Source organism: Nocardioides sp. cx-173 (assembly GCF_021117365.1).
Taxonomy (GTDB): Bacteria; Actinomycetota; Actinomycetes; order Propionibacteriales; family Nocardioidaceae; genus Nocardioides.
In genome coordinates this window covers 3,385,648-3,401,812 of sequence record NZ_CP088262.1, presented here as the reverse complement: position 1 = coordinate 3,401,812, position 16,165 = coordinate 3,385,648, and the positions used below count along the sequence as shown (strand labels likewise).

General features: G+C 68.7%; 20 protein-coding genes. 18 read left to right on the top strand and 2 right to left on the bottom strand.

Going from position 1 to position 16,165, the window contains the following annotated elements; translation table 11 throughout:
* Positions 1–303: 303 nt before the first annotated feature.
* The 5 genes from ettA (at position 304) to LQ940_RS16570 (ending at position 4,623) form a co-directional block, all read left to right on the top strand.
* Positions 304–1,986, top strand: coding sequence for an energy-dependent translational throttle protein EttA (ettA, locus tag LQ940_RS16590; RefSeq protein WP_231242838.1), 1,683 nt, complete (start codon positions 304–306; stop codon positions 1,984–1,986).
* Complete coding sequence (locus LQ940_RS16585) at positions 1,979–2,620, top strand: hypothetical protein (RefSeq protein WP_231242840.1); 642 nt, start codon at positions 1,979–1,981, stop codon at positions 2,618–2,620. The genes ettA and LQ940_RS16585 overlap by 8 nt, the downstream gene beginning before the upstream one ends.
* A 178-nt stretch (positions 2,621–2,798) precedes the next feature.
* The gene (locus tag LQ940_RS16580; protein ID WP_231242842.1) at positions 2,799–3,437 is read left to right on the top strand and encodes a hypothetical protein; all 639 of its coding nucleotides are present in this window, start codon (positions 2,799–2,801) and stop codon (positions 3,435–3,437) included.
* A complete protein-coding gene (locus LQ940_RS16575) occupies positions 3,437–4,027 on the top strand; it encodes a hypothetical protein (RefSeq protein WP_231242844.1) in 591 nt (196 codons plus the stop codon). Before LQ940_RS16580 ends, LQ940_RS16575 begins: the two co-directional genes overlap by 1 nt.
* Positions 4,024–4,623, top strand: a complete 600-nt coding sequence (locus LQ940_RS16570) for a hypothetical protein (protein WP_231242846.1) — start codon at positions 4,024–4,026, stop codon at positions 4,621–4,623. The genes LQ940_RS16575 and LQ940_RS16570 overlap by 4 nt, the downstream gene beginning before the upstream one ends.
* Here the strand turns inward: LQ940_RS16570 and LQ940_RS16565 are convergent.
* Positions 4,604–5,911, bottom strand: a complete 1,308-nt coding sequence (locus LQ940_RS16565) for a hypothetical protein (RefSeq protein WP_231242848.1) — start codon at positions 5,909–5,911, stop codon at positions 4,604–4,606. The genes LQ940_RS16570 and LQ940_RS16565 overlap by 20 nt on opposite strands.
* Positions 5,912–6,160: 249 nt before the next feature.
* On the opposite strand from LQ940_RS16565, the gene LQ940_RS16560 reads away from it, so the two are divergent.
* Positions 6,161–6,322, top strand: coding sequence for a hypothetical protein (locus tag LQ940_RS16560; protein WP_231242850.1), 162 nt, complete (start codon positions 6,161–6,163; stop codon positions 6,320–6,322).
* A gap of 13 nt (positions 6,323–6,335) precedes the next feature.
* Here LQ940_RS16560 and LQ940_RS16555 read toward each other — a convergent pair whose 3' ends face one another.
* The gene (locus LQ940_RS16555; RefSeq protein WP_231242852.1) at positions 6,336–6,809 is read right to left on the bottom strand and encodes a hypothetical protein; all 474 of its coding nucleotides are present in this window, start codon (positions 6,807–6,809) and stop codon (positions 6,336–6,338) included.
* 171 nt (positions 6,810–6,980) lie between these two features.
* On the opposite strand from LQ940_RS16555, the gene LQ940_RS16550 reads away from it, so the two are divergent.
* From LQ940_RS16550 to LQ940_RS16495, 12 genes are all read left to right on the top strand, one after another.
* Entirely contained in the window at positions 6,981–7,637 is a 657-nt protein-coding gene (locus tag LQ940_RS16550) for a GAP family protein (RefSeq protein ID WP_231242855.1), read from the top strand.
* A 713-nt stretch (positions 7,638–8,350) separates the two neighbouring features.
* Positions 8,351–8,569: a helix-turn-helix transcriptional regulator gene (locus tag LQ940_RS16545; protein WP_231242858.1), complete on the top strand. Its 219-nt coding sequence runs from the start codon at positions 8,351–8,353 to the stop codon at positions 8,567–8,569.
* Complete coding sequence (locus tag LQ940_RS16540) at positions 8,566–9,903, top strand: type II toxin-antitoxin system HipA family toxin (protein WP_231242861.1); 1,338 nt, start codon at positions 8,566–8,568, stop codon at positions 9,901–9,903. Before LQ940_RS16545 ends, LQ940_RS16540 begins: the two co-directional genes overlap by 4 nt.
* Before the next feature lie 145 nt (positions 9,904–10,048).
* Positions 10,049–11,053 carry an ATPase, T2SS/T4P/T4SS family gene (locus LQ940_RS16535; protein WP_231242863.1) on the top strand — a complete coding sequence of 335 codons (1,005 nt, stop codon included), beginning with the start codon at positions 10,049–10,051 and terminating at the stop codon, positions 11,051–11,053.
* Entirely contained in the window at positions 11,038–11,601 is a 564-nt protein-coding gene (locus LQ940_RS16530; protein WP_231242865.1) for a helix-turn-helix domain-containing protein, read from the top strand. Before LQ940_RS16535 ends, LQ940_RS16530 begins: the two co-directional genes overlap by 16 nt.
* On the top strand, positions 11,598–12,962 hold the full coding sequence (locus tag LQ940_RS16525; RefSeq protein ID WP_231242866.1) for a recombinase family protein: 1,365 nt from the start codon (positions 11,598–11,600) through the stop codon (positions 12,960–12,962). The genes LQ940_RS16530 and LQ940_RS16525 overlap by 4 nt, the downstream gene beginning before the upstream one ends.
* Positions 12,959–13,519, top strand: coding sequence for a hypothetical protein (locus tag LQ940_RS16520; RefSeq protein ID WP_231242869.1), 561 nt, complete (start codon positions 12,959–12,961; stop codon positions 13,517–13,519). The genes LQ940_RS16525 and LQ940_RS16520 overlap by 4 nt, the downstream gene beginning before the upstream one ends.
* A 520-nt stretch (positions 13,520–14,039) precedes the next feature.
* Positions 14,040–14,345: a hypothetical protein gene (locus LQ940_RS16515; RefSeq protein ID WP_231242871.1), complete on the top strand. Its 306-nt coding sequence runs from the start codon at positions 14,040–14,042 to the stop codon at positions 14,343–14,345.
* Complete coding sequence (locus LQ940_RS16510; RefSeq protein ID WP_231242873.1) at positions 14,342–14,701, top strand: hypothetical protein; 360 nt, start codon at positions 14,342–14,344, stop codon at positions 14,699–14,701. Before LQ940_RS16515 ends, LQ940_RS16510 begins: the two co-directional genes overlap by 4 nt.
* Positions 14,698–15,315, top strand: a complete 618-nt coding sequence (locus LQ940_RS16505; RefSeq protein WP_231242875.1) for a hypothetical protein — start codon at positions 14,698–14,700, stop codon at positions 15,313–15,315. Before LQ940_RS16510 ends, LQ940_RS16505 begins: the two co-directional genes overlap by 4 nt.
* The gene (locus LQ940_RS16500; RefSeq protein ID WP_231242877.1) at positions 15,312–15,590 is read left to right on the top strand and encodes a hypothetical protein; all 279 of its coding nucleotides are present in this window, start codon (positions 15,312–15,314) and stop codon (positions 15,588–15,590) included. Before LQ940_RS16505 ends, LQ940_RS16500 begins: the two co-directional genes overlap by 4 nt.
* 130 nt (positions 15,591–15,720) lie before the next feature.
* The gene (locus LQ940_RS16495) at positions 15,721–16,164 is read left to right on the top strand and encodes a hypothetical protein (protein WP_231242880.1); all 444 of its coding nucleotides are present in this window, start codon (positions 15,721–15,723) and stop codon (positions 16,162–16,164) included.
* The last annotated feature ends 1 nt before the right edge of the window (position 16,165 follow it).

The following is a 16,165-nucleotide window of genomic DNA, read 5'->3' as shown; positions in this document are numbered from 1 at the left end:
GGTCTCCACGGGCGGGGGCTCCGACCCCCAGCTGCGACAGGCGGGCGACTCCGCGGTCGCCAGCTTCCGGGTGGCGTGCACTCCGTGCCGCTTCCGGCGCAGCACGCAGGAGTGGGTGGACGGCAGCACCCAGTGGTACGGCCACGAGGTCACCTCGTTCGAGGTCGAGGCCGACGTCGTGCGGCCACGACCTCGGCAAGGGGGTGAGCCAGTTCTCACGGGCGGCCAGGCCGGACGCGGGGGAGGGCGCCGCCGCCTGACCCATTTGGGTGTCTGGGGTCGGTGAGCCGTAGGCTCGGTGGCATGGCGGAGTATGTGTTCACCCTGCGCAATGTGCGCAAGGCCCATGGCGACAAGGTCGTCCTCGACAACGTGACGCTGTCGTTCCTGCACGGGGCGAAGATCGGCGTCGTCGGCCCCAACGGCACCGGCAAGTCGACCCTGCTCAAGATCATGGCCGGGCTGGAGCACGCCAACAACGGCGACGCGATCCTCGACCCCAACGCCACGGTCGGGATGCTCCAGCAGGAGCCGCCGCTGACCGAGGGCAAGACCGTCCTTGAGAACGTCGAGGAGGCGGTCAGCGAGATCAAGGCCAAGATGGCCCGCCTCGACGAGCTCTACATGATGATGGGCGACCCCGACGCCGACCAGGACAAGGTCGCGACCGAGGCCGGCGACCTGCAGACCGAGCTCGACGCGGCCAATGTCTGGGACCTCGACAGCCGACTGGACCAGGCGATGGACGCGCTGCGCTGCCCCCCGCCGGACACGATCGTCGACAACCTCTCCGGTGGTGAGCGCCGCCGGGTCGCCCTGTGCAAGCTGCTGCTGCAGCAGCCCGACCTGCTGCTGCTCGACGAGCCCACCAACCACCTCGACGCCGAGTCCGTGCAGTGGCTCGAGGGCCACCTCAAGGACTACCCGGGCGCCGTCTTGGCGATCACCCACGACCGGTACTTCCTCGACAACGTCGCCGAGTGGATCCTCGAGCTCGACCGGGGCTCCACCCACCCCTACGAGGGCAACTACTCGACCTACCTCGAGACCAAGAAGGACCGCCTCAAGATCGAGGGCCAGAAGGACGCCAAGCGCGCCAAGATGCTCGAGCGCGAGCTCGAGTGGGTGCGCTCCAACGCCAAGGCCCGCCAGACCAAGAGCAAGTCCCGTCTCGCGCGCTACGAGGAGATGGCGGCCGAGGCCGACCGGATGCGCAAGATCGACACCTCCGAGATCAATATCCCGGCCGGCCCCCGCCTCGGCGACGTCGTGCTGGAGGCCAAGAAGCTCGAGAAGGGCTTCGAGGGCCGGACCCTGATCGACGACCTCTCCTTCTCGCTGCCGCGTGCCGGCATCGTCGGCGTCATCGGTCCCAACGGCGTCGGCAAGACCACGCTGTTCCGGATGATCACCGGCCAGGAGCAGCCCGACGGCGGCGAGCTCAACGTCGGTCAGACCGTCAAGCTCTCCTACGTCGACCAGAGCCGCGGCGGCATCGACCCCAACAAGAACGTCTGGGAGGTCGTCTCCGACGGCCTGGACTTCATCAAGGTCGCCAACTTCGAGATGAACTCACGCGCCTACGTCGCGTCGTTCGGCTTCAAGGGCCCCGACCAGCAGAAGAAGGCCGGCGTGCTCTCCGGTGGTGAGCGCAACCGCCTCAACCTCGCGCTGACCCTGAAGATGGGCGGCAACCTGCTGCTGCTCGACGAGCCCACCAACGACCTGGACGTCGAGACGCTCTCCTCGCTGGAGGACGCGCTGCTCGACTTCCCCGGCTGCGCCGTGGTCACCTCCCACGACCGGTGGTTCCTGGACCGCGTCGCGACCCACATCCTGGCCTGGGAGGGCACCGACGAGGACCCCGCCAGGTGGTTCTGGTTCGAGGGCAACTTCGCCGCCTACGAGGAGAACAAGGTGGAGCGGCTCGGCGTCGAGGCGGCCCGCCCGCACCGCGTCACCCACCGCAGGCTCACGCGTGACTGACGCGCCGCACGAGGTGCGCTACCCCACCCCCAGCCTGGCCCGCGGCCTCGACATCTTCGCCAAGGGCACGATGCTGCTGCTCCTGGTCATGGCCACGATCAACCCCGAGTGGGGCAACCTCGAGGGCAAGGCCGCCAACGCGCGCACCGTCGGCTACTCGGTGCTGGCCTTCAGCGTGCCGGCCGTCTGGTACTTCTTCTGGCGCGACCGGGCGTCGTTCCCCTGGGTCGCCGACCTGCTGGTGACCATCACCTGCTTCAGCGACACGCTGGGCAACCGGCTGGACCTCTACGACCTGATCTGGTGGTTCGACGACTGGATGCACTTCGTCAACACCGGTCTGCTCGCGGCCGCGTTCATCCTGCTGACCCTGCACCGCAGCGCGACGCTGGGACGCACCATCGAGCGCGCGCTGGCCTTCGGGGTCACCGCCGCGCTGGCCTGGGAGATCGCGGAGTACTTCGCGTTCGTCAGCAAGTCCTCCGAGCGCGCCGGTGCCTACGACGACACCCTGGGCGACCTGGCCCTGGGCACCCTCGGCGTGGTCATGGCGGCGCTCATCGTGCACCTGATGTGGCAACAGGGACGCCTACGCGACACCGCCCCGCAACTGACGGCCTCCCACTCGGTCTGAACGGCCCGATGCCCGTTACCCGCTTGTTCCCGAACTGTGGATCTCGCGTGGGGCGCCGGTTGCCGGCGGCTGGGTAATGTTCTCCTCAGAACCACCCGCGGACCCGAGACCGCGGGTGGTTCTTTCCATTTCCTGGAGTCGCCGACTACGCCCGTCGGACCCGCCCTAGACTCCCCTCGTGCCGACGCGGGGGGTCCTCTCTCCCGCGGCGACGGTGCGTGACCACCCCCGTCTGTGGACGACAGCGGCCGTGCTGGCGCTCGCTCTGCTCCTGGTCACGCTGCTGGGGGGCTGGGCCAGCTCGCGGTCCGAAGGCGCAGTGCGGGTCGAGGCGGGGACCGAGGTCGAGGCAGCGCCGTTCCGGGTCCGGCTGGACCAGGCGTCGGCGCGCTTCGAGCTGCACGGCGACGCCGCCGAGGAGGGACGGGCGCTCGTCGTGGTGGAGGGATGGATCGAGCTGACGGTGCCGGAGTCGGTCTCGGCGAGCGTCGTCACCCAGGCGTTCACCGCGGACCTGCGCAGCGCCTACGACGAGTTCGGCTCGCCGGCCGAGGTGCCGGAGCCGACCGTCCGCGTCAGCGCGGACGGCGTCGGCCTGCGGGGACTCGGTCCGGGTCTTCGCTACGACATCCAGCTCACGTTCGTGGTCGACCAGGAGGCCGTCCCGGAGCGGCTGACCGTGACCGTGCTCGAGCAAAGCCTCCGACCCAGCGCGCTCGACGGCGACCTCGGCTGGTACGACGCCGAGCCCATCGCCCTGGTCCCGCTGGACGTGGCTCCGCTGCCGGCAGCCCGTCCCGAGCCGGAGTCGTTCTGATGACGACCTGGCGGCACGCTGCCGGCACCGGCGTGGTCTGCCTGGGCCTGCTCACCGCGGGCTCCCTCCTTCAAGGGTGGCTGCCCGACCGCGAGGACGACCCAGGTGCCGAGCCGCACGTGCGCACCGGCGCGGTAGGCGAGGCGATCGACCTACGGACGGCCACCGTGACCGTCGACGAGGTGTTCGGGACCACGACGGTCGAGAGGTACGGCGCCGCGATGGTCAGCCCCGGCCTGTGGGTCGTCGTGCACTACTCGGTCGTGCCGACCGAGGAGAACGCGTCGATCACGTTCGCCGAGCTCCGCGACGCCGAGGGGCGGGTGTGGGGGACGGTCGGACGCAACACCAACTCGTGCGTCGAGAGCGCGCCCGGCCTGACCGCCCACTGCACCGTCTTCATGGAGGTGCCGCCAGATGCGCTGCCGACGCTCCGGCTGCGCCTGGCACGGCTGTCGCGGGACACCCGCTTCGACGCGCTCGCCGAGATCGACCTGGGGCTGACGGCTACCGACGCCGAGTCGTTCGCGAGCGCCCCGCCCTACGCCGTCCCGCTGCCTACGCTGGGTGACGACGAGGAACCGTCGTGAGGTGGAGGTGGCTGCTCGTCCTGCCGGTCGCGCTCGCGCTGGTGCTGCTGGCCACGGCGTCCCGGCTCCAGGTCTTCTGGTGGCCCGACGAGCTCCATGACGTGACCGCCGGCACCCAGGGCCAGGCGCTGGCCGTCACCGACCGATGGGAGGACGAGGGCGGTGCCGAGCACCGGCGCGAGCTGACCCTCACCCTGCTGGAGGTGGTGCCGGCGACCCAGGTCGAGGGCTTCTCCGGCCCCGAGCCGCTGGACCCCGTCGCCGGGAGCGCGGTGTGGGAGGTGCGCCTGCGCTTCGAGGTGGATCCGGACGTGCCGCTGGGTGGCTGCCAGGTGTCGCTCCTCGACACCCGGGGCCGCGAGGCCACCGCGGCGGCCATGAGACTGGGCCTGACGTCCGTGCCGCCGCCCGCCTGCGAGCCACCGGATCGCCCCGGTCCCCGCTACGACGGCAGCCGGGTCGAGGGCGCGGACCCCCGCCCCCCGGCGTACGAGGTCTCCGTGCTCGTGGTCACCGACGACCAGGCGCAGCCCGAGCTGGTCCGCGTGTGGTGGGAGGCGCCGGACGTGGTCGAGCTCAGGCTGTCGGGGGACTGACTGCCTGGGGTCGCACCGCCTCCTCGGCCTCGTCATGCAGTCGGCGGGTCAGGAGCCGAGACACGGCAGCGGCGACGAGGACGACGATGAGCACGGTGTAGACGGTGCGCGTCGCGACCTCCAGGTACGGCGAGAAGGCCAGCATCGTGTCGGGGTCCCGCGGCCCGACGAGCGTACGGAGCAGCAGCGCCGTGCCCCACTCGGCCAGCGCGGCGAGCCCGAGCACGAGGCAGAACGTCAGCACCGGGACCACGCCGGCGTGGGCGAGCGTGCGCAGCCCGGCGACGAGCTCCTCGAAGCGACGACCGAGCAGGTCGCCGACCCGCTTCGGACGCCAGCCCCGGTGCCGCTCCAAGCGGGGGGCGAGGCGCTCTCGGGCGCGGAGGACGACTCGGTGCTCCTCGAGCCGCGCCCGGCGGCTGTCGCGCAGGCCGCCGGCCAGCACGACCGCACCCACGCTGAGCCAGGCCACCGGCGTGACCACGATGGCGCTGATCTCGGTGACGATGCCGACCAGCACGTCCCCGACGGCACGCACGGGTTCGGTCAGCGGCCCGAGCGCCCCGGTGACGCGCCGCCACGCCTCCCCGGTCTCGTCGAACACCACCCGATCGCCCACCCACCCGCCCGCGTCGCGCCAGCGCTCGGTCAGCAGCGCCGCCAGCCAGGTCAGCCAGGTCACCTCGACCAGGGCGGCGACGAGCGCCCAGGCCGGGTGCCGGCGGGCGAGGTCGAGACGGTCGATCACGCCACGCAGCATCAGCCCGGTCACGACCAGGCCGACCTGCCAGCTGGTCACGGTCACCAGGGTCCGGTCGTCGATCGCGCCTCCCGCGAAGGCGGCTCCGGAGGCGAACTCGTCGGCGTAGCTCTCGTTGATGAACTGGTTGCGGTCCGCGTCCAGGTGGCCCTGCAGTGCGTAGACCGTCAGGAAGGGCACCAGCGCCGAGGCGAGCAGGGCCAGCCGCTCGCGCCGTGCGACCCATCCCGTCTCCGTCAGGTCCTCGGGGCCGCCCAGGGTCCAGCGGGCCGACGACCCGGCCACTCGCAGCATCACGACCAGGGCGATCACCATGGAGAGAGGGGCCAGCGGGACCAGGAGCGAGGCGAGCACCGGGTGGTCGCGCCCGAGCAGCACCGCCGCCCACATGGCGGCGTTGCGGGCGGCCAGGCCGAGCAGGAAGACGCTGACGAGTGCCGGCCAGTGGCGGCCCAGCAGGCGCAGGGCATCGACCACGACCAGCGCCGCGTCGACCGCCGAGTCGCGAAGCTCGCGGAGCACCGTCACGCGGGGAGTCTAGGGGAGCGCGAGGGGGCGGGAGTGTCGCGGCCGTGTGCCGACCCCGTGTGCAGTCCCGGCCCAGGAGTGCATAAGTTTGACGCTCGTCCCAGGCCGCTTGGGGTGGAAGAGTAGGCGGCACGCGCCCGACGGGTTCGGGCCGCCGACTCGGAGCCCCTCCCGTTCCCCCCAGGTGGAGGGGCTTCGTCGTGTCCGCGGGCCGCCTCATACCGCCCGCGGAGGTGGGTACCAGCGGCCATGAGCACCCCGACCGACGAGGAAGCCGCGTTGACCTGTCCCATCTGCTCGGCGCTGGTGATGCGGGTCGACCTGGCCCGGCACTCCGACTGGCACGAGCGGCTGGTCGACGAGGTCGTCACCGCGGTCAAGGTGAGCCTCGAGGACTCGGAGAGGAGCTAGCGAGGGCCTGAGGTCAGCCCGACGTACCGACTCCCACCGCGACGAGGAACACCAGCAGCATCAGCAGCGCGGCCAGCACGCCGTGCATGACGATCACCGGGCGGGGGATCAGGTCCTCGGCCCGCCGGGCGTTCGCCACGGCGTTCTCGTCCAGGCTGTGCTCGGGGTCCTGGTCCGCCGGGACGGCGCCGAGGAGCGCCGGCGCTCGGGGCCGCAGCGTGCGCATCACCAGCACGTCGCCGAGCAGGGCGCCGGTCACCAGCAGCCCGAACGCGACCCAGGGCAGCACGTCGCCGCCCACGTAGAGGTAGCCCACCCAGGTGCTGAAGCCGGTCAGCCCGACCAACGGGTGCAGGAACAGCACCGACGGCGGCAGGCTGCTGCTGCGCGCGGTGCTCTCGGGCCGCCCGACACCCGTGGTGAAGCTCCACAGGTAGCTGCCACCCACCGCCGTCACGATCCAGAGACCCAGGATGAACCCCGCCATGGCGGCTGGTACCCCGGGCAGCACCGGCCATGCTCGTGGGAGACCTGGCTCGGGTCACGCGCGTCGTGGTCTCGCTGACGGTCGGCCCGACGGCGCAGTCGCATGCTCCGGGCTCGGCCAACGACCGGTGAACCGAGCTCCGACGCCGTGCCGCCGTTACGCTTCGGCTTGATGCTCAGTGTCCTGGCGCTCGTGGTCCCGCTGGCATTCGCGGGCGCTGTCAGCCCGGTCATGCTCACGGAGCAGACCGTGCTGCTCGCCGGGCGCGACGGACGCCGCGTGGCGGGGTGCTACGCCATCGGCGTCGGCGGAACGTCGCTGGCGATCCTGTCCGTCCTGGTGCTCTTCGGACGTTCCATCGCCCTCCCCGAGGAGCCCAGCCTCAGCGCCTCCCTCGACATCGCCCTCGGGTCCCTTCTCCTCCTCGTCGCTGCCGTGCTGCGGTACCGCAGGCCGCGCACCCCGAAGCCCTCGAAGTCGCGCGCCTACGGGCTCAGCCCGGTCCAAGCGCTCGGCTTCGGGGTGTTCTCGATGGCGACGAACTTCACGACGTTGGCGGTCATGGTCCCCGCGGCGAAGGAGATCGCCGCCAGTGATCTCACCGTCCCCGCACGCCTGGTCCTGACCTGCATCGTGGCCGTCGTGACCGCGTTGCCGGCGTGGCTGCCTATCGCGATGACCCTGGTGGCGCCCGACCCCACGCACCGCGCTCTGCAGTCGCTGGCCGACTTCATCGAAGCCCGCGGTCGGTGGGTGACGGTGCTGCTGCTGGTCGCAGTAGGACTCTTCCTGGTGGTCCGCGGCATCGTTCGCGTGTTCGGTGGGTGAGGCCGTTCCTGGACGACCCGGCGGTGGAGGAGGTCTGGGTGAACGACCCGTCGCGGGTCTTCGTCGCTCGGCACGGGCGTCACGAGCTTGCCAAGGGCCGACACCATGACGTCGCAACAATCTGCTGAGAATCAGCTTCCGTCGCTGGGGCTCCAGCGAACCTCCCCCTCTGGGAGGACGATCACGGCTTGGCCCGCAACTCGACGGTTGTGACGAATTTCTGTTGAGCACCAGCATTCAGCGGTGTGCCATCCGCGTCGTGCCTTTTCACCTGGACCGGCTCCCCTGGCACGCTCCCCGGGACAGTGCCGGCAGCTTCGGCGACCACGACTCCGGGGTGCAGCTCGACCGTAGCGTCAACATAAGGTCCCGCATGAACTTCTTCCCGGGTCAGGCCAGGCACGAGCTCATACGTGACCGACACCATCGGATCTACCCGGCTCCCTGCGACGTGACCGGATAGGTCAGCAAGTGATTGATCGTCCGAGCGACCGTCCCGTCGCAAGCCAGTGAGGACAAATCGATGCCTTGCCAGTACTTCTCCACAGTCAAGCTCTCACTGCATGATGCCTCCGAGCGAGGCCGGACGTCGAGAGCCTTCGTGGGCCAGCCGGGGCCGCGCACCTGACGGGCGGATAATCGCTCATCAGGGCGACAGGCTACTATCAGCCCATGACGTTAAAGCGCGTATAACCGCCCATCAGGAGGTCATCATGACCGCGATCCGCTCCCAGAAGGCCCTCGGTGAGGCCCTGGCGCGCCTGCGCTACGAGCGCGACGTCACCCAAGAGGAACTCGCCGTGAAGTTGGGGGTGAGCCGCCGCTATATCTCCGAACTGGAGTCGGGGCGACCCACGATCTACGGCAGTCGACTCTTCGAGGTGCTGCGCGATCTTGGTGCCCATGTAGAGATCGTCAAGGACGACCAGTGAGCCGCGAGCCGCTCGACATCTGGCTCTACGGCGTCCACATCGCCACGATCACCGCGTCATTCAACGAGCGCCTCGAACTGACCTGGACCACTGACGCCGAGGAGGCGTTTGGTCGGGGATCGCGGGTCCTGTCCGCGAAGCTGCCCATCGGCGAGCGCATCATCCCGGCGGCGACGAAGAACTACATCGACGGCCTCCTGCCCGAAGGCAACGCCCGCGTCAACCACGCGCTCGCAGCGGCAGTGCCGCCGGATGACTCCCTCGCCCTCGTGCGCGCCTACGGGCGTGACACCCCTGGGGCCGCGCAGATCGTCCCTTCCGGAGCAGGGGACCCGACCCGAGCCGGGCGCTACGAGCCGCTCACGATCGACGAGGTTGCCCACCGCATCCGCAACGCTGACCGCTTCGCGCGCGCAGACCCGACCGGAGTCACGGGCGAGTCATCCACGCTGCCTGGCATGGTCCCCAAGATCACGCTGCACCGAGACGGCGAGGGTATCTGGCACTCGTGCAAGGGCGGCGCTGCGTCGACCTGGATCATCAAAAGGGCTGGGGCGCCCGAGGCCATCATCGGCGACACCATCGACACCGAGGTGCTCAGTCTCGACCTGGCCCGCAAGATGGGGCTCACGACCGTGCAGGCTGAGGTCCTCGACTTCGGTGACACGAGAGCCATCGCGGTCCCGCGCTACGACCGCGACTTCGACAGCCCGCACCTGCGCGTCCACCAGGAAGACCTGGCGCAGGCAATCGGGTTGAACACCCTCGATCCGAACCGGAAGTTCCAGTGGGGCTCGGCAATGCCTTCGCTGAAGCACGCCCACGATGTCCTCGCGATGGACGGAGGTGACCCAGACCCCCTGCTGCGCCTCGTGACCTTCTCGCACCTGGTCGGGAACACCGACATGCACGCCAAGAACATCTCGTTCATCCGGCACCCGGACGGCCGAGTGGCACTGAGCCCCGCCTACGACATCGCCATGCACCTGCATCACGCACGAGAGAATCAGCGCTCGGCACTGGACGTGAACGGCAAGCACTTCATGGCTGACATCGACGTCTCCGACCTGGTCGCCGAAGGAGTCCGGTGGGGCCTGACGGAGCGGCGAGCCCGCGCCCTCGTGACCGGCGCGGCCCGGGAGCTCGCCGAGGCACTCGACGACACCGATCCCTCGCGCTACGGGGGAGTGAGCGAGGAGGCCTGGAGCCTCGTGCGCGAACGGACCCACCGAGCGGCCGACTCCGGCCCGACCCAAGTCCGGCCACACACCAAGCAGAGCGGGAAGCCGGTGAAGGGGCACACCCGCAGGCGGGGCCCGCGGCGACCCTCGTGAACACGCGCTCGACTGGGATCGCAGGTCACATCTGTCTCAGGAGTCCGGTTCATCCACAGATTGAGGACTGACCGTGGTGTAGGGGGGCGGGAGGGGCTTACGTTCTGGTCAGGAACCCGACTCGGGAAGCGGGACTGTCATGGCGATGACGCAGTCCGACGCGCACGGTGCGCTGGTCGACCAGCTTGATGAGCACGTGCGGGCGCTGGTGCGTCGCGAGGGCGTGGACCCGCAGCGCGACGCGGTCGTCGTACGCCGGATCGCGGAGAGCGTGGTGCGCGAGCACGACGAGCGGAGCCTGACCGGGCAGGTCGCGCCGGTGGCCGACGTGGGCGCGGTGGTCGGCGAGCTGGTCGCGCGGGTGTCGGGGTTCGGGCCGCTGCAGCCGTTCCTGGACGACCCGGCGGTCGAGGAGGTCTGGGTGAACGACCCGTCGCGGGTCTTCGTCGCGCGGCACGGGCGTCACGAGCTGACCAACCTGATGCTGACCCGCGCGCAGGTCGACGAGCTCGTCGAGCGGATGCTCAAGTCCAGTGGTCGCCGCATCGATATCAGCCAGCCGTTCGTGGACGCGATGCTGCCCGAGGGGCACCGGCTGCACGTCGTGCTGGAGGGCATCAGCCGTGGGTTCTCGGCGGTCAACATCCGCAAGTTCGTGCTGCGTGCGGCGCGGCTCTCGGACCTGGTGGAGCTCGGCTCCATGACACCGCGCGCCGCGGCGTTCCTCGAGGCCTCGGTGCGCGCGGGGCTCAACATCCTGGTCGCCGGCGGGACGCAGGCGGGCAAGACCACGATGCTGAACTGCCTGGCGGCGGCGATCCCCGGTGGTGACCGGGTGGTGTCGGCCGAGGAGGTCTTCGAGCTGCGAAACATGAGTAGAATACAGACATGCGACCAGTTGTCCATATCCCACAAGGTGAGTCTGAGCCGACGATCGTCCAGCCCATGCCGCCGCTCACCGCCGACCAGCTCGACGCGCTACGCGAGGACATCGCCGCGCACGGCGTGCTCGTACCGATCACGGTCGATCAGCACGGGCGCATCATCGACGGCAACAACCGGGCTGCGATCGCGGCCGAGCTGGGCATCGAGTGCCCACGTACCGAGGTCGACGTCGAGGACGACGCCGCGGCAGTGGATCTGGCACTGAGGCTGAACTGTGCGCGCCGGCACCTGACGCGGGAACAGCGTCGCGAACTGATCAGAACCGAGATCGTTCGGCGTCCCGACGACTCAGACCGCGCCATTGCGCGCCGGATCGGCTGCTCACCTTCGACGGTCGGCGCCGTAAGAGGCGAGGAAGTGTCCAACTTGGACACGCCAACTCTGGGCCGCGAAGAGGCGGAAGCGCAGACTGCGGAGCTGGAGGAGCAACTCGAGAATGTGCGCGTTGCTGTCTTCGCCTTGATCGTCAACGCTCTGAGCTATGGCATCACCGTGCCCGAGGTAGTCATGGCGCTGACGCAGGCGCGGATGTCCTTCGAGGCCGAACACAAGGGCCCTCCGGAGGCGGTGGCGCTCTTCCGGAGGGCGGTGTTCGACTACCTGACCACGGTGGTCATGTGGCCCGAGACGATGGAGTCGGTAAATGAGAGCCAGGGCGTCACACCCATAGACGCTTCTCCGGAGATGAGGGCTACGGTCCTCGATTCACTGGCTCGAGTGTTCGCCGAGCCAGTGAAGGCAGAAGCCCGTTGACCACGTTCGTCTACGTTCGCCAGAGTCTGGACAAGACTGGCGCTGGTGCCGCCGTCACTCGCCAACGCGAGGACTGTCTACGACTCTGCGAGGAGCGCGGCTGGGACATTGTCCGGGTCTGGGAGGAGAACGACACCTCTGCTTCCTCCCGCAAGCCGCGGCCGGTCTACACGGCCATGCTGGAAGCGATCGAGCGCGGAGATGCGCAGGTGCTGGTGGCCTGGCATGTTGACCGCCTGACCCGGAAGCTGACGGACCTCGAGCACCTAATCGAGGTCACGCAGCGCACTGGTCTCCGCATCGTCACCGTCACCGGGGACATCGACCTCTCCAACGACGCCGGCCGGCTCGTCGGCCGCATCCTGGCATCTGTCGCTCGCGGAGAAGTAGAGCGCAAGGGGGCACGTCAGAAGCGCGCCCAGCAACAGGCGGCCGAGCAAGGCCGGCCGGCCGGTGGGCGACGCGCGTTCGGGTACGGCTCAGACGGCGAGACCATCATCGACGACGAGGCCGCGCTGGTCCGCGACGCGTACTCGGATCTTCTGGCTGGCGCATCGCTCAAGGGGATAGCTCGTAAGTGGAACGAGTTGGGCGTGACCACGACGGCGGGCAACCCTTGGCGCCACGACAACGTCAGATCGATGCTCAAGAACCCGCGCTACGCAGGGCTTCGCGCCTACAAGGGTCAAGTCGTGGGACCGGCGACGTGGAAGGCACTGGTCGACGAGGAGACCCATGAGGCTGCCGTCGCCCTGCTCTCACTACCGGAACGCCGGACTACCCAATCGACCGCCAGGAAGCACCTGCTCCCGGCTATCGCTCACTGTTGGAAGTGCGGCTCCGACGTCGCTACCGGGCACAGCCGTCACGGTAAGCGGCTCTACATCTGCCGAGCCAGCAAGTGCATCTCGCGGAAGGCCGACCCGGTAGACGAGCTGGTTGAGGCTGTGGTGGTCGCACGCCTGTCGCGACCGGACGCCGTCGAGCTTCTCAGCGAGCCGAGCACGCCGGACCTGGAGAGCGACCGCGCAACGGCCGAGGCGATCAAGGAGCGGATCAACGACCTTGCAATCGGTCTCGAGGAGGGTCTGCTGACGCTAGGTGCCGTGAGGAAGTCCAGCGACCGCCTACGCGTCGAACTCGACAAGGTGGAAGCGAGGATGCGCAACGCGGTAGAGGCTGACGTGCTGACGCCGCTCGTGACCGCCGACGATGTTGCGCAGACCTGGGCGGCCTGCGATCTCCAGCAGAAACGGGCCGTCATCTCGGCCCTCATGACCATCACGCTGCACCCGCCCGAGCGGGGGCATCAGCCGTTTGACCCGGACAGTGTCCGCATCGAGTGGAGGGCTGAGGCATGACCGGCTTCCAGTTCGTTGTGCCAAAGCTGCTCGGATCACCTTGGGATCACGAACATCTGCCCCGACGATCCACAGATCCAGATTGGCCGCGCGTCGGGATCTACTGCGCGCACGAGCCTTGGCCGTGGCTGGTCGGGTCCTTTGCTGTAAGCGACGAGGTGCAAGACCAGAGGGGCACCGAGTACTGGGGTTGGGATCTGAACTACCTCACGGGCGACGGCTTCCTCATCCCCCTTACTCCTCAGGCGAAAGAGAAGAACAGTCACTTCTTAGTGGGAGATCAGGTTCGTGACCGTGAAGCGGAGCGTCGCGACTTGCAGGCCGCAGCAGCGGCCGTCGCTGCCGGGGACTTTGAGGCGGCACGGCGCGTGAACGATCGCATTGCGATGGACAGGTCGCAAACGCGAGAGCGCATACCGATGTTGTGCGGCCACTGCGATTACCGTCGAGTCTTCCGGTCGGAAACCGTGCAGAAGGTTGCATCCACGTTCTGGCGGATCGGCCATCGAGAAGTGGATCTCCGGACCTTCGCGGCCCGAGTTGACCGGGCTGCCTAGCTCGGATGCTGCTAAGGTTTGTTGCATCGGGCGCCGCGCGTTTCGCGGGCCGCGATAAATCCCCTCCAAGCAGAGGCTTAACAGCCATGCATGGAGGAAGACAGTGTCTCAGACACTCCACCACCGAGGCCGCGTTGCCGCCCTCTCCCGATCCCGCGATGAGCGCGATCCAGAACTGGTAGATGCTCGACGATCCCTCGCTGCCGAGCGTCTTGCTGACTACGTGCGGAAGACGGTGGCCGAAGCCCCGCCGTTGACCGCGGCACAATGCGATCGCATCGCGTCACTGCTTCGGCCTCTCCCGATGCGGCTCGGGGGGCCAGATGCAGCCGCGTAGGGAACGAGAAAGCCGCCCCACCCCGGCAGAGGTGGAAGCGGCAAGCGTCTCGACGGCGATCAAGAACGATCTCAGTGTAGTCCCCGACTCGGACATCGTCCGCTGCACGCGCTGCTCTCATCGACTCACGGCGCGGAGGTCCGTCGCGCTTGAGATGAGCCCGGTCTGCCGGGAGGTGGCCGCATGAAGCGCCTCGAGATTGTTCACATCAACCAGAACTGTGTGGAGTTCGGCGGGTACTCGGTACGCGAGCTGCACACGCAGAGCGCCGGCCGACCACCTGTCTGGAACACGCGGACCCGCCGATGGGTCACCTCGCCCCGGCGGCTCGACGATCTGGTGGCGTTGGCCGAGCGGCGTGGGTATGCCGTCGAGATCACTGGGGCACCGGCTTCCCGGTCTTCCAGTGCGCCGCGGGTGGACGTCGCGTTCAACCCACCAGTCGGGTTGAACGACGATCAGCCTGACCCCGGCCGGGGACTGTGGTGAGCCCGGCGGAGGCCCGGCGAGCGTGGGCCTACGGCTACTTCTCACGCATCCCCAAGCCCGGACCGGCCTACGGCACCCCCGAGTGGCTGGCACTGCCTGAGGGGCCGGAGAAGTGGGCATCGGTGGTCCGCGCGGCCGAAAGCTGGGCGATCGACGGGGACAACCTCATCGAGCGCCTGGAAGCCGAGATCCGCTTCGAGCGTGAGGCGTTCAAGGCGACCGAAGATACCGAGTACCTCGCACGCGCCGCAGCACATCGTGAGTCCTGGACGGGTGCCGGCTTCCGACCAGATCCGCGACTCGCTGACGAGATCGAGCGCGAGTGGGCCGAGTGGTCTCGGGGTGATGTCGCATGAGCCGAGCTGACCGGCGTCCTGTCATCGTCCGCAATGCCTTCGCCAACGACGATCTCGGCGCTGTCGAGAGGCTGTTCCTGCTGACCGTCGTGCACCTGGCCACCGAGTACGTCGACGGAGAGCGGCGCCCGGGCAGCCGGGGGATGGACGAGCGTGGGCACTTCGCCCTGCACTACGACTACCTCGCTCGAGCCCTCCACACCTCGCCCACGAACGCGAAGAAGTTGACCCAGCGGCTGGTGGCCAAGGGCTATCTCAGCAAGGTCAATCCGGGCACCTTCGGACGCCCCGCCGCGTTCCAGGCGATGAACGTAAGGGGGGACACAGCGTGCCTGATTACGTATCGCGCGTTTGTCCCCCCTTACGGGTCAGAGGTACCCCCCACAAGGGGGGACATGGCGTCCCCCCTTACCTATAGGACGCCTGACCTCAGTGACCCGGCACCGTCCTCACGCGTCTCGCCGGCCGCAGATCGTCAGGTTCTTGGCAGCTACGAGGAGATCGCAGAGCACCCGGTCGCCGCCTCGTCTCGCGGCTGCCAGTGGCATGACGAAGCGAGCCCGTGCCCCGAGGACTGCGCCAACCACCCGACCTCCCGCAGGAGGACCGCATGAGCGCGACCGTCATCGATCTAGCCAGCCGACGCGCTCAGCCACGCACGCGCGAGACGTGCCGTACCTGCCGACGTGGCACGGACGGGAGCATCCTCGAGTGCTATCCGCACCGGCTCGACAGCCTCGCAGACCGCGTGCGCTACGACCTGCTCTCGACCCAGGGTGAACTGCTCATCGACCGCGAAACGTTGGCCGATCGCCTCACTGACGTCCTCCACGTGCTCGAGACCATCACTGACGAGTGCCTGCGCCCCGACGAGCGGGGGACCCGGTGAGGGACTTGGGAATCGCGTGGGCCGACTGCAGTCAGCCGGGGTGCTCGGCGGGTCTGATGATCGATGCCAGGCACGTCCGCACCTTCGACGGCGGGGACTGGTACTGCCCAGACCACGAAGGGCCCGCGTCGTGAGTGGGCGCAATGCCAAGGCGCTCGCGTCTGCCGGCGTCCTGGTTGATGCTCCGGAGGTCCAGGTGTTTGGTGACGCGTTGGTGCTTCGAGGCCAAGCACTGCGCGATGTCTATCGGGTGACTCTGCGGGGTGTCCAAGCCGCCGAAGTTCGGGACGGCATCTCCCCTAGTCGTCGGCTGTCCTCCCTGCTCGATGTGATGCGCCGGGCGGTGGAGGCTTCCGCAGTTCCGGTAACGGAGTTCCGCGGTGGTCCCACTTCGGCACAGTCAGAAGTGTCCGAACGGATCGACACCGAGGAGGCGTCTCAGCTCATGAAGATCTCTACCCGCTGGGTTCGCACTCGAGCTGACGAACTGGGTGGCCGGAAGCTCGCTGGTCGGTGGACATACGACAAGAACCTCGTGCTCGCTGCGGCGACGCAATCCAGCAAGGAGAACTGAC